Origin of the sequence: Seohaeicola nanhaiensis, assembly GCF_042654245.1 — a bacterium.
GTDB classification, from domain to species: domain Bacteria; phylum Pseudomonadota; class Alphaproteobacteria; order Rhodobacterales; family Rhodobacteraceae; genus Seohaeicola_A; species Seohaeicola_A nanhaiensis.
The window spans coordinates 221,294-240,591 of sequence record NZ_JBHSGI010000009.1 but is presented as its reverse complement, the minus strand read 5'-3'; the positions used below and the strand labels follow the sequence as shown (position 1 = coordinate 240,591).

The window sequence follows — 19,298 nt, the reverse complement described above, 5'->3', positions numbered from 1 at the left end:
TCAAGGCACATCAAGGAGCACGACATGAGCGGAAGTTCTCAGAAATTCATCGCCCGTAACCGGTCCCCTAGGGTCCAGATCGAATACGATGTGGAACTCTACGGCGCCGAGAAGAAGGTGCAACTGCCCTTCGTGATGGGCGTGATGAGCGACCTGTCCGGCAAGTCCGAGGTGGAACAGCCGGCCGTCGCCGACCGCAAGTTCCTCGAAATCGACGTCGACAACTTCGACGACCGGATGAAGTCGATGGCCCCCCGCGCCGCCTTCACCGTGCCCAACACGCTGACCGGCGAAGGCAACCTCGCCGTCGACATCACCTTCGAAAGCATGGACGACTTCTCGCCCGCCGCCATCGCCCGCAAGGTCGAGCCGCTGCGCGAACTGCTCGAGGCCCGCACCCAGCTGTCGAACCTGATGACCTACATGGACGGGAAGACCGGCGCCGAGAACCTGATCGCCAAGATCATCCAGGACCCGAGCCTCCTGAAAACCCTCGCGGCGCAGCCTGCGCCCAAGACCGAAGAATAAGGAGGCGGAGAGATGGCTGAAGAACAAGCACAAGTCGCATCCGCCGCCGGCGCCACCGCGTTCGGCTCCTCGGAATTCGAAGCTCTGCTGAGCAAGGAGTTCCGGCCCAAGTCGGACCAGGCCAAGTCGGCCGTCCAGAACGCGGTCAAGACGCTGGCCCAGCAGGCACTCGCCAATACCGCGCTGATCTCCGACGACGCCCTGCGCTCGATCGAAAGCATCGTCGCCGAGATCGACAAGAAGCTGACCGAGCAGGTGAACCTGATCCTGCACCACGCCGAATTCCAGCAGCTCGAAAGCGCCTGGCGCGGTCTGCACTATGTGGTGAACAACACCGAAACCGACGAGATGCTCAAGATCCGCGTGATGAACATCTCGAAGAAGGACATGCACAAGACCCTGCGCAAGTTCAAAGGCACCGCCTGGGACCAGTCGCCGATCTTCAAGAAGCTCTACGAAGAGGAATTCGGCCAGTTCGGCGGCGAACCCTACGGCACGCTGGTGGCGGACTACCACTTCGACCACAGCCCGCCGGATGTGGAACTGCTGGGCGAGATGTCCAAGATCGCCGCGGCCGCACACGCCCCGCTGATCGTCGGCGCCAAGCCCAGCCTCTTCCAGATGGACAGCTGGTCCGAACTCGCCAACCCGCGCGACCTGACCAAGATCTTCCAGACGCCGGAATACGCCAGCTGGCGGTCGCTCCGCGAAAGCGAGGACTCCAAGTATGTCGGCCTCGCGATGCCGCGGTTCCTGGGGCGCCTGCCCTACGGTTCCAAGACCGACCCGGTCGAGGCCTTCGCCTTCGAGGAAGACACCGAGGGTGCCGACAGCGAGAAATACTCCTGGGTCAACGCCGCCTACGGCATGGCGGTGAACATCAACCGGTCCTTCAAGGAATTCGGCTGGTGCTCGCGGATCCGGGGCGTGGAAAGCGGCGGCGCGGTGATGAACCTGCCCAGCCACACCTTCCCCACCGATGACGGCGGCGTGGACCAGAAATGCCCGACCGAGATCGCGATCTCGGACCGGCGCGAGGCGGAACTTGCCAAGAACGGCATGATGCCTCTGATCCACCGCAAGAATTCCGACATCGCCGCCTTCATCGGCGCCCAGTCGCTGCACAAGCCGGCCGAATACGACGATCCCGATGCAACCGCCAACGCCAACCTGGCTGCGCGCCTGCCCTATCTCTTCGCGACCTGCCGCTTCGCGCACTACCTGAAGTGCATGGTCCGCGACAAGGTGGGCTCGTTCAAGAGCCGGCAGGACATGCAGGGCTGGCTGCAGGACTGGATCAACCAATACGTCGACTTCAACGCGGACGTCTCGTCCGAGCGCGAAAAGGCCCGCAAGCCGCTGGCCGCCGCCGAAGTCGTCGTCGAAGAAGTGGAGGGCAACCCCGGATACTATTCGTCCAAGTTCTACCTCCGCCCCCACTACCAGCTCGAAGGGCTGTCCGTTTCCCTTCGCCTGGTATCCAAACTGCCTTCGGAGAAGGGCGCGTAATTAGTGGCGCCTCGACGGCGGGACTTTGTTTAATTGGCGATTGACGCCTCACTCAGAAAGGACACAGAAAAATGGAAAACACCTTCATCAAGATCGGCGACATCCCCGGTGAATGCCCCGAGCGCAACCACAAGGAATGGATTCCCGCCAAGACCATCTCCTGGGAAGTCACCCGCACCCTGGACATGGATGACCTCGGCACCACCCAGCGCGGCTATGCCAACTCGAGCTTCGGCAAGGTCTCGGTGACCTCGGAACTCAGCATCGCCTCGCCCAAGCTGATGCTCTCGGTCGCCGACGGCACCTCGCGCAAGGAAATCACCATCGAGATGTGCCGGTCGGCCGACAGCGCCGGCAAGGGGATGGAACCCTACCTCATCTGGAAGCTCTTCGACACGGTCATCGACAAATACGAAGTCTCCGGCGGCGAAGAGCAGATCCCGGAAGAAAGCTGGGACCTCTGCTACCGCCGGATCGAGATCGTCTACAAGAAGGCCGACCCGAAAACCGGCGCTCTGGGCACCGGCGGTACCTTCAGCTGGGATGTCATGGCCGGCGAAATGGGCTGACCCCTTTCCTGACAAACTCGTCCGGGCCCTCGTGGCCCGGACTTTGTCATTTCTGAAAGTCCCACCTGAACAGGCCGCACATGACCCCAGAAGAGCATCTGAAATCCGGCGACCTGGATGCGACGCTGACCGCGTTGCAGGACAAGGTGCGCAAGGATCCCGCGAACGCAAAATTGCGCATCTTCCTGTTCCAGCTCCTCTGCGTGCTGGGCGACTGGAAACGCGCGATCACCCAGCTCAAGCTCTCGGCCGAGATGGATCCGCTCGCCACGATGATGGCCAAGACCTATCGCGAGGCGATCATCTGCGAGGTCTACCGCGAAAAGGTCTTCGCGGGCGAGAAGTCGCCCCTGGTCTTCGGCGAACCCCAGGAATGGCTGGCCCTGCTGATCGAGGCGCAAAAGCTTCTCGGCTCGGGCAAGACGACCGAGGCCGCCAACCTGCGCGCCCGCGCCTTCGACGCCGCGCCCGCCACCTCGGGCGAGGCGGACGGCGTGCGCTTCGAATGGATTGCGGACGCCGATATGCGCCTTGGCCCGGTGCTCGAGGTAATCGTGAACGGTCGCTATTTCTGGCTGCCGTTCAACGCCATCGCCAAGCTGGAAATGGAAGCGCCCAGCGACCTGCGCGATGCGGTCTGGACGGCGGCGACCCTGACGCTCGCCAACGGGGGCGAGGTGCCGGCGCTGATCCCGACACGCTATGCCGGCACCACGCCGGGCGGTGATGCGGCCGAGAAACTGGCCCGCGCCACCAGCTGGACCGATCTCGGTGCCGAAACCTTCGCCGGATCGGGCCAGCGGCTGCTCGCCACCGACCAGGCCGACATCGCCCTGCTTGACCTGCGGCTTCTGAAGATGGACGGTGCAGAGGGGGCCGGTTCTGACGTGAAGGACACAGGCCAGGATGGCTGACAAGACTCTGACAGACCGGCTTCAGCCGTCGCTCCTGGACCGACTGACCGATCACGAACCGGGCCAAGTCAAGGAAAGCCGCGAAGAGCGGGTGATCGACATTTCCCGCCTGCGCGACATCATCCAGCGCGACCTGACCTGGCTTCTGAACACCAACAACATCGAAAGCAGCATGGACGGCGAGGCCTTCCCCAACGTGCGGCGCTCGGTGCTGAACTACGGCATGCGCGAAGTCGCCGGGGAATACTCCACCGAAGAACGCGCGCAACTGATCCGCAAAGCCATCGAACGGGCGATCACCGAACACGAACCCCGCATCATCAAGGGCTCGGTCGATGTCTCGCTCAGCCCCGACGAGAATGGCGGGAACATGACCGTCGCACTGAACATCCGCGCCGACATGTGGGCGCAGCCACTGCCGATGGAGCTGTATCTGCGCTCCAAGGTGGACGTGACAACCGGCGAAGTCCTCGTGGAACGGAGGAGCTGACGCGATGGACACGCGGTTGATGAAACACTACGAGAACGAGCTTCTCTACCTGCGCGACATGGGCGCGGAATTCGCCGAAGCCTATCCCAAGATCGCCTCGCGCCTGGGGATGGAAGGCACCGAGGTGCTCGACCCCTATGTCGAACGGCTGCTCGAAGGCGTGGCCTTTCTCTCCGCCCGCGTCCAGCTCGAACTCGAACTGCAATACCCGGCCTTCACCAGCCACCTGATGGAGATCGTCTATCCCCATTACCTGGCGCCCACTCCGGCGATGATGATCGCGGCCTTCGAACCCGACATCACGAACTCGGCGGTCAAGTCGGGCTATGTCCTGCCCCGTCACACGCTGCTGCGCAGCCGCTTGCAGGAAGGCGAACAGACCCCCTGCGAATTCCGCACCGCCGCCGATCTGACGCTCTGGCCCGTCGAGATCGCCGAGGCGCAGTATATCGACGGCCGCGGCGATCTGGTGGCCGCCGGCGTGACCGGCAACACCGACGCCCGCGCCGGCATCCGCCTGCGGCTGCGCCGCAAGGACGGCGGCAAGATGTCCGACCTGCCGATGGACAGCCTGACGATGCACCTCAAGGGCGGCGGCGGCAACAACTGGGCCATGCTGGAACTGCTCTGCACCCAGACCCGCGCGCTCTGCGGCCGCTCGACCGACCGGCGCGCCGACTGGTCCCAGCAACTGCCCGGCAGCGGCATCCGCGCCCGCGGGTTCGAGCGTGACGAGGCCCTGCTGCCCCTGCCCCGCCGGTCCTTCGACGGCTACCGCCTTCTGCAGGAATACTTCGCCATGCCGGAGCGGTTCCTCTTCGTGGAACTGCACGGGCTTCGCCCCGCCCTGCAAAGGGCGACCGGCTCCGAGGTCGATATCTACATCCTGCTCGCCGAAGGCCGGCGCGAGATTTCGGCCAGCGTGGTGCCCGAAGCCTTCATCCTGAACGCCGTGCCCGCGATCAACCTCTTCCCCAAGCGGTGCGACCGGGTGCACGTCACCGCCCGCGACACCGAACTGCACGTGATCCCGAACCGCACCGCGGCGATGGATTTCGAGATCTTCAGCATCGAAAGCGTCACCGGCATCAGCAGCGAGGGCGAGGAAGACCTCGAATTCCGCCCCTTCTATTCCGCGACCGACTTCACCTCGGCGGGCGAGACGCATCCGGCCTATTTCACCATCAAGCGGCGGATGCGGCAGCGGTCCGAAAAGGAACGCCTGCGCGGGGTGCGCACCACCTATCTCGGCTCCGAGGTCTATCTCACTCTGGTCGACCGCACCCAGGCGCCCTATTCCGCCAACCTCGAACAGCTCGCCGTGCGCGCCCTCTGCTCGAACCGCGACCTGCCCATGCTTCTGGCCACCGGCGACGTCGACATCTTCCAGCTGCCCGAAGGTGGCCCGGTCAGCTCGATCCGCCTGCCCGTTTCGCCGACCCGGCCGCATCCGACGCTGGCGCAGGGCGATACCGCCTGGCGGCTGATCAGCCACCTCAGCCTCAACTACCTTTCGATCATCGACACCGACGGCACCGGCGGCGGCGCCGAGGCGCTGCGCGAACTGGTCGGCATCTACGCCCCGCTCGGCGACCGCGTGACCGAGAAACAGCTCGAAGGCATCTCCTCCGTCACCAGCCGCCCGATTGTCCGCCGGATGAGCGACGAGGTGATGTCCACCGCCGTGCGCGGACTGGAAATCACTATCGGCTTTGACGAAAGCTTCTTCGAGGGCACCAGCGTCTATGTCTTGGGCGCCGTGCTCGAACGCTTCATGCGAAAATACGTTACGATCAACAGCTTTACAGAAACCGTCCTGAAAACGCAGAAACGCGGGGAAATTGCCAGATGGCGACCGGAAAAGGGTCTCGGCCGGATCATCTGAGTCACCTTGATCGGTTGATCGCCGCGCCCGAGGAACACCACCTGTTCCAGGCGCTTCGCATCATCGAGGCGGCCTATCCGGACAATCCGCGGCTCGGCGAAAGCCGGCGCCCGCGCGAAGACCGCGTGCGCCTCGGGCAAGAGGCCGAGCTGGCCTTCCCGCCCTCCACCATCGCCGCCTTCGCGCCCCCCGCGCCCAACAAGCCCGGGCGCCTGACAAACCGGTTCTTCGGCCTCTTCGGTCCTCAGGGCCCGCTGCCGCTGCACCTGACCGAATACGTCCGCGACCGCTATCGCAACCACCGCGACCGCACCATCGTGGCCTTTGTCGACATGCTGATCCACCGCATGACTGGGCTGCTCTATCGCGCCTGGAACAGCGGCAATCCGGCCGTCAGCTACGACCGCGCCGACGATCCGATGTCGCGCAAGGTGGCGGCCATCGCCGGGTTCCACGGCACCTACCTGCGCGGCCGCGACGCTCTGCCCGACGAGACGCGCCTCCATTTCGCCGGCTTCTTCAGCCAGGGCGCGCGCAACGCCGAGGGGCTGGTGTCCATTCTGTCCTCCTTTTTCGAGGCTCCGGTGACGCTGCAACAGTTCGTCGGCAGCTGGCTCGAGCTCGAACCCGACGACCGCTGGCAGCTGGGCGGCATGGGCGGCCTCGGCCAGTCCACCAGCATCGGCCAGAAGGTCTGGACCCGCGGCGACAAGTTCCGCATCCGCATCGGCCCGCTGCCCCTCGACAAATACGAACGCCTCCTGCCGGGCGGAGAGTCCCTTGACCGGCTCAGGGCGGCCGTGCGCAACTATGTGGGGGACGCGCTGGACTGGGACGTCAACCTGGTACTGGCGGGCGACGACGTTCCGCGCGCCAGCCTCGGCGGAAAGACGCGGCTGGGACACACCAGCTGGATCGCGTCGCGCCGCGACGCCGACGAAACAAGGCCGGATGCCGAGGACCTGTTCCTCTATCCCGGCGCGATTGCAACAGGAGAGCGGCACGACAAGGCCGCCGCAGGGATCGGGAAGGGTATGCAATGACCGAAATCAGCCGGGTTTCACTGTTCGGAAAGCTGAACAAACTGGGGTATCAGGCGGTCGAAAGCGCCACGGTGTTCTGCAAGATGCGGGGCAACCCCTATGTCGAGCTGGTCCACTGGATGCACCAGTTGCTGAACATGCAGGACAGCGACCTGCACCGCATCATCCAGCACTACAAGCTCGACCCCGGCAAGATCGCCACCGAGATGACCCGAGCGCTCGACATGCTGCCGCGCGGGGCCAGCGCGATTTCCGACCTCTCCGACCATCTGACCGACGCGATGGAACGCGGCTGGGTCTGGGGCTCGCTGCTCTACTCGTCCAGTCAGGTCCGCACCGGGCACCTGCTGCTCGGCATGCTCAAGACCCCCTCGCTGCGCAACATCCTCAAGTCGATGTCGCCCGAACTCGGCAGCATCGGCCCCGACGATCTGGCCGACAACTTCGCCAAGGCCACCGAAGGCTCGCCCGAGGAACGGCTGCGCCCGCAGGACGGGAGCCAGACCGGCGGCGGCGTCGAACCCGGCGAGGCCAGCGGGGCCCGCGCGGCCCAGCTTGGCAGCACCGAAGCGCTTGACCAGTTCTGCACCGACCTCACCGAACAGGCCCGCAATGGCGAGATCGACCCCATCGTCGGCCGCGACGAGGAAATCCGCCAGCTGATCGACGTGCTGATGCGCCGCCGCCAGAACAACCCGATCCTCACCGGCGAGGCCGGCGTCGGCAAGACCGCCGTGGTCGAAGGCTTCGCCCTGCGCATCGCCCGCGGCGACGTGCCCCCCGCGCTCCAGAACGTCCGCCTGCTGGTGCTCGACGTCGGCCTGCTGCAGGCCGGCGCCTCGATGAAGGGCGAATTCGAGAACCGCCTGCGCAGCGTCATAGACGAGGTGCAGGCCAGCCCCACCCCGATCATCATGTTCGTGGACGAAACCCACACGCTGGTCGGCGCCGGCGGCGCGGCCGGCACCGGCGACGCGGCCAACCTGCTGAAACCGGCGCTGGCGCGCGGCACCCTGCGCACCATCGGCGCGACGACCTGGGCGGAATACAAGAAATACATCGAGAAAGACCCGGCCCTCACCCGCCGCTTCCAGGTGGTCCAGGTCGACGAACCCGACATCCCCAAGGCCATCCTGATGATGCGCGGCATCGCCTCGATGCTGGAAAAGCACCACAAGGTTCAGGTTCTGGACGAAGGCATCGAAGCCGCCGTCTCGCTCTCGGCCCGCTATATCCCGGCGCGGCAGCTGCCGGACAAGTCGGTCAGCCTCCTCGATACCGCCTGCGCCCGTGTCGCGGTCAGCCAGCACGCGGTCCCGGCCGAGGTGGACGACTGCCGCCGCCGGATCGAGGCGCTGACCACCGAACTCGAGATCATTGGCCGCGACGAAACCGCCGGCTACGAGGTCGGCGACCGCCGCGAGGCCGTGACCGCCGCCAAGACCGCGGAAGAAGATCGGCTGACCTCGCTGACCGCCCGGTGGGAGGGCGAAAAGGCCGTGGTGGACCGGATCCTCGACCTGCGCGCCAGACTGCGCGAAGGCGGCGCCCCCGTCGACACCCCGCTGGTCGGCGCCGAGGCCGAAGTCGTCGAAAGCCCGCTGTCCGACGAGGCCCGCGCCCAGCTGATGGCCGACCTCAAGGCCGCCAACAAGGAACTGACCGACCTCCAGGGCGAATCTCCGCTGATCCTCCCCATCGTCGACCACCAGGCCGTGGCCTCGGTCGTCGGCGACTGGACCGGCATCCCCGTGGGCCGCATGGTCAAGGACGAGATCGACACCGTGCTGCACCTCGAAGAACACCTCGCCAAGCGGGTGATCGGCCAGGACCACGCGATGAAGATGATCGCCAAGCGCATCCAGACCTCGCGCGCCGGCCTTGACAACCCCTCCAAGCCGATTGGCGTGTTCCTGCTGGCCGGCACCTCTGGCGTCGGCAAGACCGAAACCGCGCTCGCGCTGGCCGAGGTGCTCTATGGCGGCGAACAGAACGTCATCACCATCAACATGTCCGAATACCAGGAGGCGCATACCGTCTCCTCGCTGAAAGGCGCACCTCCGGGCTATGTCGGCTACGGCGAAGGCGGCGTCCTGACCGAGGCGGTGCGGCGCAAGCCCTACAGTGTCGTCCTGCTCGACGAGGTGGAAAAGGCCCACCCCGACGTGCACGAAATCTTCTTCCAGGTCTTCGACAAGGGCGTGATGGAAGACGGCGAAGGCCGCATCATCGACTTCAAGAACACGCTGATCCTGCTGACCTCGAACGCCGGATCCGACCTCATCATGGACATGTGCTCCGACCCCGACCTGCTGCCCGAACCCGAGGGCATCGCCAAGGCGCTGCGCGACCCGCTGCTCAAGATCTTCCCCGCCGCCCTGCTGGGCCGCCTCGTGACGATCCCCTATTACCCGTTGTCGCCGACGATGATCGCCGAGATCACGAAACTCCAGCTCAACCGCATCAAGAAGCGGGTGAAAGAGGCCCACGGCGTGCCGTTCGAATACTCGGACGCCGTGGTCGACACCATTGTCGAGCGCTGCCAGGAACTGGAAAGCGGCGGCCGCATGATCGACGCGATCGTGACCAATACGATGCTTCCCGAAATCTCGGCCGAATTCCTCCGCCGGATGATGGAGGGCGGCGAGATCGCCAGGGTTGCCATCGACGTGAAAGATGGCGAATTCACCTACAGATTTGACTAGGCGCCGCCGGGCGCCGGTTTTGACGTAACAGGGACAGCGAAAGCAAGAAGGCAGAAATGACTGCAGCCGCACAAACCGACATCCGCGCCCGCCTGCGCGTCATGGTCGAATCCGACCGGTTCAAGAACGCGATCATGGCGGTGATCATCATCAACGCGCTCACGCTGGGCCTGTCCACCTCCGACCGCGTGGTCGCCGCGGTCGGGCCGCTCCTGGTTCTCGTCGATACGGTCGCCCTGTCGATCTTCGTGATCGAACTGCTGATCAAGTTCTTCGTCTACCGTCTGTCCTTCTTCAACAGCGCCTGGAACATCTTCGACCTGATCGTCGTGGGCATCGGCCTGATGCCCTCGGGCGGCGGCCTCTCGGCCCTGCGCGGCCTGCGCGTCATCCGAACCCTGCGCCTGCTGTCCGTCGTCCCGCAGATGCGCGCCGTGGTGCAGGCTCTGCTCGATGCCCTGCCCGGCATGGGCGCGGTCATCATCATGCTCTCGATCGTCTATTACGTCTTCGGCGTGATGGCGACGCTGCTCTTCGGCGACACCTTCGACGAATGGTTCGGCACCCTGGGCCGGTCGATCTATTCGCTGTTCCAGATCATGACGCTCGAATCCTGGTCGATGGGCATTGTGCGCCCGGTGATGCAGGAATTCCCCTATGCCTGGGCCTTCTTCGTGCCCTTCATCATGGCCACCACCTTCTCGGTGCTGAACCTCTTCATCGGTCTGATGGTGAACACCATGCAATCGGCGGTCGAGGACGAAACCGAGGCCGAATTCGAAGGCCTGCGCGATCTGGTCAAGGTCGAGACCGACATCGTCGGCGAACAGGTCGCCGCCATGCATGAAGAGCTGAAGGCAATGCGCGCCGAACTCGCCGCGCTGCGGAGCGCGCGCGATGGCGGGTAACTCGCAGAAATTCATCGCCCGCAACCGGGCGCCCCGGGTCCAGATCGAATACGATGTGGAACTCTACGGCGCCGAAAAGAAGGTGCAGCTGCCCTTCGTCATGGGCGTGATGAGCGACCTGGCCGGCAAATCGAAGGTGGAACAGCCGGCCGTCGCCGACCGCAAGTTCCTCGAAATCGACGTCGACAACTTCGACGACCGGATGAAGTCGATGGCCCCCCGCGCCGCCTTCTCCGTGCCCAACACGTTGACCGGCGAAGGCAATCTTTCGGTCGATCTCGTGTTCGAGAAGATGTCCGATTTCTCGCCCGCCGCCATCGCCGCGAAGGTCGAACCGCTGAAGGCCCTGCTCGAGGCCCGCACGCAGCTCACCAATCTCATGACCTACATGGACGGCAAGTCCGGCGCCGAGGCGCTGATCGAGAAGATCCTCGCCGACCCTGCTCTGCTGGGCGCCATCTCTGCCATGCCCACCGCCGCCGATGCCACGACCGACGCCGCCCTCGACAGCCTGCGCGCCGTTGAGATGCCGGAACCCGAGGCCGATTCCAGCGACGACGCCCTCGCGTCGCTGCGCAGCACCGAGGTGGCCGAGGCGCCTGAGCAAGACGACACCTCCGCCCTCGACAGCCTCCGCTCGGTCGATGTGCCAGAGCCCGAGCCTGACACCACCGACGACGCCCTCACATCGCTTCGCGGCATCGAAATCGCGGACAAAGTCGAGCAAGACGACGCTGAGGCCCTGAACAGCCTCCTCGCCGTCGAAATCCCCGAGGCCGAAGCCGACACCACCGACGACACCCTGACTTCGCTGCGCAGCGTGGAGGTTGCCGACACGCCCGAGGAAGACGACACCGCCGCCCTCGACAGCCTCCTCACCGTCGAAACCCCCGACGCCGAGGCAGACACAACCGAAGACACCCTGACTTCGCTGCGCAGCATCGAGGTCACCGACACGCCTGACGAGGACGACACCGCTGCCCTCGACAGCCTCCTCGCCGTCGAAATTCCCGAGGCCGAAGCCGACACAACCGAAGACACCCTGACTTCGCTGCGCAGCATCGAGATCGCCGACACGCCTGACGAGGACGACACCGCTGCCCTCGACAGCCTCCTTGCACTGGAAACCCCCGACGCCGAGGCAGACACAACCGAAGACACCCTGACTCCGCTGCGCAGCATCGAGGTCACCGACACGCCTGACGAGGACGTCACCGCCGCCCTCGAAAGCCTCCTCGCTGTCGAAATCCCCGAGGCCGAGGCAGACACAACCGAAGACACCCTGACTTCGCTGCGCAGCATCGGGGTCGCCGATACGCCAGACGAGGATGACACCGCCTCCCTCGACAGCCTCCTCGCCGTCGAAATCCCCGAGGCCGAAGCCGACACCACCGACGACACCCTGACTTCGCTGCGCAGCATCGGGGTCGCCGATACGCCAGACGAGGACGACACCGACGCCCTTGACAGCCTCCTCGCCTTGGAAGTCTCCGAGGCCGAGGCAGACACCACCGACGACACCCTGACTTCGCTGCGCAGCATCGAGATCGCCGACACGCCAGAGGAAGACGACACCGCCGCCCTCGACAGCATCCTTGCCCTGGAAACCCCCGAGGCCGAGGCGGACGCCACCGACGACACCCTGACTTCGCTGCGCAGCATCGAGATCGCCGACAGGCCCAAGGAAGACGACACCGCCGCCCTTGACAGCCTCCTCGCCATCGACATCCCCGAGGCAGAGGCCGACACCACCGAAGACACCCTCTCTTCGCTGCTCAGCATCGAAACGCCCGAGGCGCCAAAGGAAGACGACACCAGCGCTCTCGACAGCCTTCTAGATAGCGGTGCACCGCCAGAAGATGATTCCGATCCTCTCGCAGCCCTGCATGACGAGGCATCCGGGACATTGCATCCCGCTGACGCGGATACCCTCGACGACCTTTTCGGTGACCTCGCCGAACCCGAGCCACAACCCGAACCCCCAGCCGACGACACCCTCGACGACCTCCTCGGAGACCTCGACGAACCCGAGCCACAACCCCAACCCGAACCCCCAGCCGACGACACCCTCGACGACCTCCTCGGAGACCTCGACGAGCCAGCACCACAACCCCAACCCGAACCCCAGGCCACCGACACCCTCGATGACCTCCTCGGAGACCTCGCGGATCCCGCACCACAACCGGACCCGAAACCCCAGTCCACCGACACCCTCGATGACCTCCTCGGAGACCTCGCGGATCCCGCACCACAACCGGACCCGGAACCCCAGTCCGCCGACACCCTCGACGACCTCCTAGGAGACCTCTCGGAACCCGAGCCGGCGCCCCAAGCCGCCGACCCCCTGGACGACCTTCTCGGCGACCTGACCGCCGGGGCACCCGGCGACCCGGAGACAGGAGCGCAGATGACCGAGGATCTGGATTTCGACTTCGGCGTGCTCTCGGGCGAACGGCCCGATGCGGCGCGGCTTCGGCGCAAGCGCTTCCGCATGGCGATCTTCGGCGATTTCTCCGGCCGCGCGGCCCGGGGCCTGATCGAGACTGGCGACGCGCTGGCCGCCCGCAAGCCGATCCCGCTCGACCCCGATACCGCCGAAGAGGTGATCGAAGGCTTCAAGACCACGCTGGTCCTGCCCGTCGGCAAGGACGGCGCCGGGGTGGAGGTCAAGCTCGACGGCCTCGACTCCCTGCACCCGGACGAACTTTACGAGAATGTCGGCCTCTTCGCCGAACTCGTCGGGCTGAAACAGCAGCTGGGCATGGGCGCCACGGCGCAGAAGGCGGCGGCGCGGCTGAAGGAATGGAGCGAAAAGCACGGCACTTACGCCGCCCCGGCAAAGCTGAAGTCGGGCGGAAATTCCGTGCCCGCCAACCTGCGGATGACCGACTTTCAGAAGCTGATCGGCGATACCTCGGGCGCGCTGGCTCAGGCCTCGCCGATCGAGGAGCTGATGGCCCGGATCGTCGGACCGCACATTCGCGCGGTGCCCGATGCCGACCAGAAGGCGATGCAAAAGGCGGTGGACGAGTCGCTCTCGGCGGCGATGCGGCTGGTGCTGCATCACCCCGAGTTCCAGTCGCTGGAAGCGCAATGGCGCAGCATCGACCTGATCGCCCGCAGCGTCGAAACCGACGACACGCTCGACGTCATCCTCTACGACATCTCTGCCGAGGAGATCGCCGCCGATCTCGCCTCTGCCCCTGACCTCGCGCAAAGCGGGCTGGTCAGGCTGTTGACCGGCGAACCGCTGGACGAAGAGAACGGGCGCGGCGGCTATTCGGCCCTGCTCGGCCTCTATACCTTCGAGGAAACGCCGCCCCACGCCGAACTGCTCAGCCTTGTGGCCCGCGCCGCGGCTCATGTCGACGCGCCTTTCTTCGCGGCGATGGCGCCGGGCTTCATGGAGGTCGCCAAGGAAGACCGCCACCCGCTGACCGCCCGGGCCTGGGACGACCTGCGCGCGATGAACGAGGCGCAGTATCTGGGCCTTGTCACCCCACGCTTCCTGCTGCGTCGTCCCTATGGCGCCAAGACCGAACCCTTTTACGAATTCGACTTCGAGGAATTCACCATGGCCGAGGGCCTGGGCGGGATGCTCTGGGCCAACCCGGTGGTTCTGGTGGCGATCCTCCTGGCGCGCAGCTTCCGCCAGTTCGGCAAGTCGATGCAGCTTGGCAAGGTGATGAGCCTGGGCGACATGCCCTATCACGTGGTGACCGACCGCCACGGCGATCAGGTCGCCCTGCCCTGCACCGAACGCAACCTGACGCTCTCGACGGTCGAAACGGTGATGGCGCGCGGCTTCATGCCCGTTGTCTCGGTCAAAGGCCGCGACGAGGTGCGTCTGGCCTCGTTCCAGTCGATGGGCGGCGGCGAAATCCGCGGCCCCTGGACCGGCGAACCGCCGCCTCCCGCCACGGCGCCCCGAAAGATGACCCTGCCCGCGCCGAAACAGAAGGACCAGGCGCCCGAAGATGATCTGGATGCCCTGCTCGCCGGCTTCGGCGACGCCGATCCCGCCCCGGCGGGCGATGTCGACGCCGATCTCGCCGCGCTTCTCGACGGACTGTGATCCAGTTCATTGATGTGATGCCCTGGGCAGTGTTTGCTGCCTGCGACTTTGAAAGGACAGCCCCATGGCCAATGTCAAAATTGAATTGAAGGGCAAGATCACCGAGCTGAAGGGCGAAGAAGAGCTCTGGCTGACCGGGGCCATCGTGCGCGAGGCCTTCAGCGAGCTGACCGAGATGACGGTCGAGTTCGTCACGAAAGAGGCAATCGAGATGAAAAATCTCGTCGGCCAGGTGATCGGGGTCGAACTCGAGCTGAACGACAACAAGAAGCGCCGCTTCGAAGGCTTCTGCGTCTCGGTCGAACGGCTGGCCGAGAAGGTCGGCAGCAAGGGCAAGGAGGTCCAGTATCTGGCGACGGTCCGGCACTGGGCGTGGATGCTCACGCGCACTTCCGACAACCGCATCTTCCAGGAAAAGACCGCGATCCAGATCATCGAACAGGTCTTCGGCGACTACGGCTTTGTCGATTACACCAAGAGGCTCAGCCAGTCCTATGAAACGCGCGAATACTGCGTGCAATATCGCGAGACCGATTACGACTTCATCAGCCGGCTGATGCAGGAAGAGGGGATTTACACCTTCTTCGACAATGCGCCCGACAGCGGCGACAAGAACAAGCTCATCCTCTGCGACGACAAGACCTCGTCGCACAAGGCGACCCCCGGCATGGCCGAGCTCGAATTCTCGGGTTCGGGCGGCAAGGGTCAGGAACAGGGCAACAAGGTCACGGACTGGGCCAGCGCCGAAAGCGTGGTTTCCGGCAAGGTCACCCTGAACGACTTCGACATGCTGACCCCCCGCGCCGACCTCAAGGCGCTCGAGCCGACGACGACGCAGGCTTCGCATTCGCACAAGAGTTACGAACTCTACCATTACCCCGGCCACTACCGGAAAGACACGAACCGCGGCAAACGTCTGGCCAAGGTCCGGATGCAGGCGGAAGAGGTCGACTACCAGCTGCGTCGCGGCGTCACCAATTCGCGCAATCTTGCCATCGGCTATACCTTCAAGCTGACCGAAGGCCCCCAGGGCGAAAACAATAGCTATGTCGTGACCGAGGCGGTGCATTACATCCGCCCCTCCGAATCGCACCGGATGGAGCCGAACCGCCAGGACCGCGACCGCCCCGAGCTGACCTATCCCGAAGAGATGGAAAGCATGGACTACGCCTGCTATTTCGTCGCCCTGAAATCCGACATCCAGTTCCGCCGCCGCCAGAAAACCCCCTGGCCCGAAATCGCCGGCCTGCACACCGCCACCGTGGTCGGCAAGGCGGGCGAAGAAATCTGGACCGACGAACACGGCCGCGTGAAGGTGCAGTTCCACTGGGACCGCGAAGGCAAGAAGGACGAGAATTCCTCCTGCTGGATCCGCGTGGCGACGCCCTGGTCCGGCAAGGACTGGGGTCTGGTCGCGATCCCGCGCATGGGGCAGGAGGTCGTGATCCAGTTCGAAGAGGGCAACCCCGACCGGCCGATCTGTACCGGGATGCTCTGGAACGGCGATACCAAGCCCGCGTTCAAGTATCCCGACGACGCTGCACAGCTCGGCATCCGCACACGCTCGACCAAATCGGGCGGGGCGAACAACTACAACGAGCTGATGTTCGAGGACAAGAAGGGCGCCGAATTCATGCGCGTCCAGGCCGAAAAAGATCACCAGATGCTGATCAAGAACAAGTCGGTCGTGACCATCGGCGAGGACACGCTCGATCCGGGCGCCCATGATGCCGACGGCTGCCTCAGCGAGACGATCAAGAAGGACGTCACCCGCACCATCAAGGAGGGCAACCACTACCTCACGATCAAGCAGGGCGACGAGGAATACAAGATCGAGACCGGCAGCCAGAGGATCGAGATCAAGACCGACAAGGAACAGACCGTCGAAGGCAAGTTCACCGAGACGATCACCGGCAACTTCAAGACCGAGATCAAGCAGGGCAACCACGATCACACCGTGTCGATGGGCAACCAGACGACGGCGGTGAAGATGGGCAACATCTCGACCAAGGCCGATCTCGGCAAGATCACCGTCGAGGCGATGCAGAGCATCGAGCTCAAGGTCGGCCCGTCCTCGATCAAGATCGACCCCTCGGGCGTCACCATCAAGGGGCCGATGCTCAATTTCGAGGGCACCGGCATGGCCACGCTGAAATCGCCGCTGACCCAGGTGAAGGGTGACGGCATCCTGATCGCCAAGGGCGGCATCACGTTGATCAACTAGGTGCACCATGACCGACCGCTTCAGCAACCTGACCAAGATTCCCGACCTGCCCGCCGCGCGGATGCTGGCCGACGCCAACGTGAAACTGAAAACGCCGCTCGATGCCCCGGCCAGCGCCAAGGCGCCCGTGGTGCTGGGCGAACTCGACAGCAAGGATGCCTGGGTCGACATGCTCATGCTGCTGGGCGTCATCCTGCCCGCACGTGAACGCACCTGGTGGGCCTGCCTCGCCGCGCGCGACTATGTCGGGCCCAAGTCCGACGCCGACCCGCTGCCGCTGACTCTGGCCGAGGCCTGGGTGTTCAAACCCACCGACGACAACCGCCAACAGCTGCGCGCCGCGATGGACCACGCCGCGGCCGAGGACGACACCGTGCATTGCGCCCGCGCCGCGCTGTTCGGCGACGGCACGCTGGGGCCGGGCGACATGCGCGAACACGCCGCTCCCGCCGGCGCCGCCGAGCTGTCTGCCTTCGCCATGAATATGGTGGCACTCAACAAACTGTCTGATAGGTTCGAGGAACATAAGACCCTGCTGATCGACCGGGCGCTCGACATCGCGCGCGGCGGCAATGGCCGGGTCGGCACGAAACCGCAGGCAAAGGAGTAAGGGGTATGTGTTTTCCGCAGCATCGCGCAACCGACAACGTGCTTTGCGCCCTCTTTGCGCCCACGCCCGCCGGCCCGGTGCCGGGCACCTCGGCCACGATCCCGCCCTGCGCGCCGACGGTCCTTGTCGGCAGCATAATGGCCGCGCGCATCGGCGACATGCACCCCTCGGGTACCGGTCCCCATCCGCTGGTGAAAGGGTCCGCCACGGTGATCATCGCCTCGATGCCGGCGGCGCGGATGCTTGACAATTGCGTCTGCGGCGGCATGGCCATAAAGGGTGAATTCACCGTTCTGACAGGAGGTTAAGCAACGCGGGCATGGCAGTCACGCTCAAGTTCCAGAGTTCCGGCACTGTGCCCGGAAACGCGCGCCCCGTCACGATGCAGGGTGGCAGCCTGACCGTGGGACGCGGCCAGGCGAACGACGTGGTCTTGCCCGACCCAGACCGCCAGTTGTCGAAGAACCATTTCGTCATCGAAGATCACAACGGCAATGTTGTGGTGGTCGATCTCTCGACCAACGGCACCTTCCTGAACTACTCGAAAATCCCGCTCGGCCGCACGCCGACGCCGCTGAACAACGGCGACGTCCTCAGCCTCGGCAGCTATGAACTGGTGGTGCAGATCGCCAGCGACGTGCCAGACTTCGACGACCTGATCGCCCCGCCCAGCGCGCAGGGCGGCATCTCGCACGGCGATGCCAGCCGCGCACCTGACCCGCTCGACCTGCTCGACGCGCCCGGCCCCGGCGGCGATTTCCTCGACGACCTGCTCGGCCCCGAAAGCAAACCCACCGGCCCCAGCCAGTTCAACCCGGTCGACCCGATCGACGACCTGCTGCCGCCCATGGGCGAAGAGGAAGATCCCTTCTTTCACAAGCCCAGCGACGGGCGCGAAGGCAGCGGCGCCAGCCTGCCCTCGCACAGCGCCGGCATCCACGACAGCTTCCGCGGCCAGTCGACCGGCGCAGGCCAGAACCTGATCCCCGACGACTGGGACGACCTGCTGGAAGGCACCGGCGCCCCGACGCCTCCGCCTCCACCCAGCGCGCCGTCCCCGCCGCAGGTGCCGACGCCCCCGCGCCGCACGCCGCCCACCGTCCCGCCCGTGACCGCGCCGCCCCCGCCCTTCGCGGAACAAGACGACGATCCGGACTTCGACACGGCCCCCCCCATGCCGCCGACGCCCGCGACGGCGCCGATAACGCCCGCCGCCTCAGCGGCCGGCGATCCAGAGTTGATGCAGGCCTTCCTCAAGGCCGCCGGCGCCGAAGATCTGCAGATCGACCCGGCCGACCACGCCAACACGCTGGCCCGCATGGGCCGTGTAATGAAGACTCTGGTCACCGGCCTGCGCGAAATCCTGATGACACGCACCTCGATCAAGTCCGAGTTCCGGATCGAACAGACGATGATCTCCGCCGGGGGCAACAACCCGCTGAAATTCTCGATCAGCCCCGAACAGGCGGTCGAGGCGATGATCAAGCCCGCCACGCGCGGTTACCTCAGTCCCGAAAGCGCCGCCGAACAGGCGCTCCAGGACATCAAGGCGCATGAGATCGCCATGGTCACCGGCATGGAAGCCGCCCTCAAAGGCGTGCTGAAACGGCTCGACCCAAAAGTGCTCGAAGGCCAGATCGAGGTCTCCGGCGCCTTCGGCAGCCTGCTGAAGGGCAAGAAGGCGCGCTATTGGGAAGTCTACGAAAAGATGTATGCCGAAGTATCCGATCAGGCCGAGAACGACTTTCACGACCTGTTCAGCCGCGAATTTGCCCGGGCCTACAAGGATCAGCTCGACAAGCTGAAACAATAGCGTCCGTTAAGATAGGGAGAACCAC

14 protein-coding genes and 1 pseudogene are annotated in these 19,298 nt (G+C 65.0%); all 15 read left to right on the top strand.

Annotated elements, in window-relative coordinates:
• The first annotated feature begins 24 nt into the window (after window positions 1–24).
• The 15 genes and pseudogenes from tssB (ACFO5X_RS11455) (at window position 25) to tagH (ending at window position 19,273) form a co-directional block, all read left to right on the top strand.
• Window positions 25–528 carry a type VI secretion system contractile sheath small subunit gene (gene tssB, locus ACFO5X_RS11455; RefSeq protein ID WP_380717582.1) on the top strand — a complete coding sequence of 168 codons (504 nt, stop codon included), beginning with the start codon at window positions 25–27 and terminating at the stop codon, window positions 526–528.
• Window positions 529–540: 12 nt separating this feature from the next.
• The gene (tssC, locus tag ACFO5X_RS11450; RefSeq protein WP_380717581.1) at window positions 541–2,037 is read left to right on the top strand and encodes a type VI secretion system contractile sheath large subunit; all 1,497 of its coding nucleotides are present in this window, start codon (window positions 541–543) and stop codon (window positions 2,035–2,037) included.
• 71 nt (window positions 2,038–2,108) lie between these two features.
• On the top strand, window positions 2,109–2,606 hold the full coding sequence (locus ACFO5X_RS11445; protein WP_380717580.1) for an Hcp family type VI secretion system effector: 498 nt from the start codon (window positions 2,109–2,111) through the stop codon (window positions 2,604–2,606).
• Window positions 2,607–2,686: 80 nt separating this feature from the next.
• Window positions 2,687–3,520 carry a type VI secretion system accessory protein TagJ gene (locus ACFO5X_RS11440; protein ID WP_380717579.1) on the top strand — a complete coding sequence of 278 codons (834 nt, stop codon included), beginning with the start codon at window positions 2,687–2,689 and terminating at the stop codon, window positions 3,518–3,520.
• Window positions 3,513–4,010, top strand: coding sequence for a type VI secretion system baseplate subunit TssE (tssE, locus tag ACFO5X_RS11435; protein ID WP_380717578.1), 498 nt, complete (start codon window positions 3,513–3,515; stop codon window positions 4,008–4,010). The genes ACFO5X_RS11440 and tssE overlap by 8 nt, the downstream gene beginning before the upstream one ends.
• Before the next feature lie 4 nt (window positions 4,011–4,014).
• The gene (tssF, locus tag ACFO5X_RS11430; RefSeq protein WP_380717577.1) at window positions 4,015–5,895 is read left to right on the top strand and encodes a type VI secretion system baseplate subunit TssF; all 1,881 of its coding nucleotides are present in this window, start codon (window positions 4,015–4,017) and stop codon (window positions 5,893–5,895) included.
• On the top strand, window positions 5,859–6,938 hold the full coding sequence (gene tssG, locus ACFO5X_RS11425; RefSeq protein ID WP_380717576.1) for a type VI secretion system baseplate subunit TssG: 1,080 nt from the start codon (window positions 5,859–5,861) through the stop codon (window positions 6,936–6,938). The genes tssF and tssG overlap by 37 nt, the downstream gene beginning before the upstream one ends.
• A complete protein-coding gene (gene tssH, locus ACFO5X_RS11420) occupies window positions 6,935–9,643 on the top strand; it encodes a type VI secretion system ATPase TssH (RefSeq protein ID WP_380717575.1) in 2,709 nt (902 codons plus the stop codon). Before tssG ends, tssH begins: the two co-directional genes overlap by 4 nt.
• A gap of 56 nt (window positions 9,644–9,699) precedes the next feature.
• Window positions 9,700–10,551 (top strand): ion transporter, encoded by an 852-nt coding sequence (locus ACFO5X_RS11415; protein ID WP_380717574.1) that lies wholly within the window; start codon window positions 9,700–9,702, stop codon window positions 10,549–10,551.
• Window positions 10,541–11,023, top strand: a pseudogene (gene tssB / locus ACFO5X_RS11410) (type VI secretion system contractile sheath small subunit); the annotation flags it as partial. The gene ACFO5X_RS11415 and the pseudogene tssB (ACFO5X_RS11410), both read left to right, overlap by 11 nt.
• Window positions 11,018–14,626 (top strand): type VI secretion system contractile sheath domain-containing protein, encoded by a 3,609-nt coding sequence (locus ACFO5X_RS11405; protein ID WP_380717845.1) that lies wholly within the window; start codon window positions 11,018–11,020, stop codon window positions 14,624–14,626. The pseudogene tssB (ACFO5X_RS11410) and the gene ACFO5X_RS11405, both read left to right, overlap by 6 nt.
• A gap of 64 nt (window positions 14,627–14,690) precedes the next feature.
• Complete coding sequence (locus ACFO5X_RS11400) at window positions 14,691–16,850, top strand: type VI secretion system Vgr family protein (protein ID WP_380717573.1); 2,160 nt, start codon at window positions 14,691–14,693, stop codon at window positions 16,848–16,850.
• Window positions 16,851–16,857: 7 nt separating this feature from the next.
• Window positions 16,858–17,460 carry a DUF6931 family protein gene (locus ACFO5X_RS11395; protein ID WP_380717572.1) on the top strand — a complete coding sequence of 201 codons (603 nt, stop codon included), beginning with the start codon at window positions 16,858–16,860 and terminating at the stop codon, window positions 17,458–17,460.
• 5 nt (window positions 17,461–17,465) lie between these two features.
• A complete protein-coding gene (locus ACFO5X_RS11390; protein WP_380717570.1) occupies window positions 17,466–17,768 on the top strand; it encodes a PAAR domain-containing protein in 303 nt (100 codons plus the stop codon).
• Between the two features lie 11 nt (window positions 17,769–17,779).
• Window positions 17,780–19,273 (top strand): type VI secretion system-associated FHA domain protein TagH, encoded by a 1,494-nt coding sequence (gene tagH / locus ACFO5X_RS11385; protein WP_380717569.1) that lies wholly within the window; start codon window positions 17,780–17,782, stop codon window positions 19,271–19,273.
• Window positions 19,274–19,298 lie beyond the last annotated feature (25 nt).

Bases quoted from the DNA above. Each gene is read 5' to 3' on its own strand.
- ACFO5X_RS11415 (WP_380717574.1), top strand. From the start codon at position 9,700: ATGACTGCAGCCGCACAAACCGACATCCGCGCCCGCCTGCGCGTCATG.
- tssC (WP_380717581.1), top strand. From the start codon at position 541: ATGGCTGAAGAACAAGCACAAGTCGCATCCGCCGCCGGCGCCACCGCG.
- ACFO5X_RS11445 (WP_380717580.1), top strand. From the start codon at position 2,109: ATGGAAAACACCTTCATCAAGATCGGCGACATCCCCGGTGAATGCCCC.
- ACFO5X_RS11405 (WP_380717845.1), top strand. From the start codon at position 11,018: ATGCCCACCGCCGCCGATGCCACGACCGACGCCGCCCTCGACAGCCTG.
- tssF (WP_380717577.1), top strand. From the start codon at position 4,015: ATGGACACGCGGTTGATGAAACACTACGAGAACGAGCTTCTCTACCTG.
- tssG (WP_380717576.1), top strand. From the start codon at position 5,859: ATGGCGACCGGAAAAGGGTCTCGGCCGGATCATCTGAGTCACCTTGAT.
- tssH (WP_380717575.1), top strand. From the start codon at position 6,935: ATGACCGAAATCAGCCGGGTTTCACTGTTCGGAAAGCTGAACAAACTG.
- ACFO5X_RS11395 (WP_380717572.1), top strand. From the start codon at position 16,858: ATGACCGACCGCTTCAGCAACCTGACCAAGATTCCCGACCTGCCCGCC.
- ACFO5X_RS11440 (WP_380717579.1), top strand. From the start codon at position 2,687: ATGACCCCAGAAGAGCATCTGAAATCCGGCGACCTGGATGCGACGCTG.
- ACFO5X_RS11400 (WP_380717573.1), top strand. From the start codon at position 14,691: ATGGCCAATGTCAAAATTGAATTGAAGGGCAAGATCACCGAGCTGAAG.
- tssE (WP_380717578.1), top strand. From the start codon at position 3,513: ATGGCTGACAAGACTCTGACAGACCGGCTTCAGCCGTCGCTCCTGGAC.
- tagH (WP_380717569.1), top strand. From the start codon at position 17,780: ATGGCAGTCACGCTCAAGTTCCAGAGTTCCGGCACTGTGCCCGGAAAC.
- tssB (WP_380717582.1), top strand. From the start codon at position 25: ATGAGCGGAAGTTCTCAGAAATTCATCGCCCGTAACCGGTCCCCTAGG.
- ACFO5X_RS11390 (WP_380717570.1), top strand. From the start codon at position 17,466: ATGTGTTTTCCGCAGCATCGCGCAACCGACAACGTGCTTTGCGCCCTC.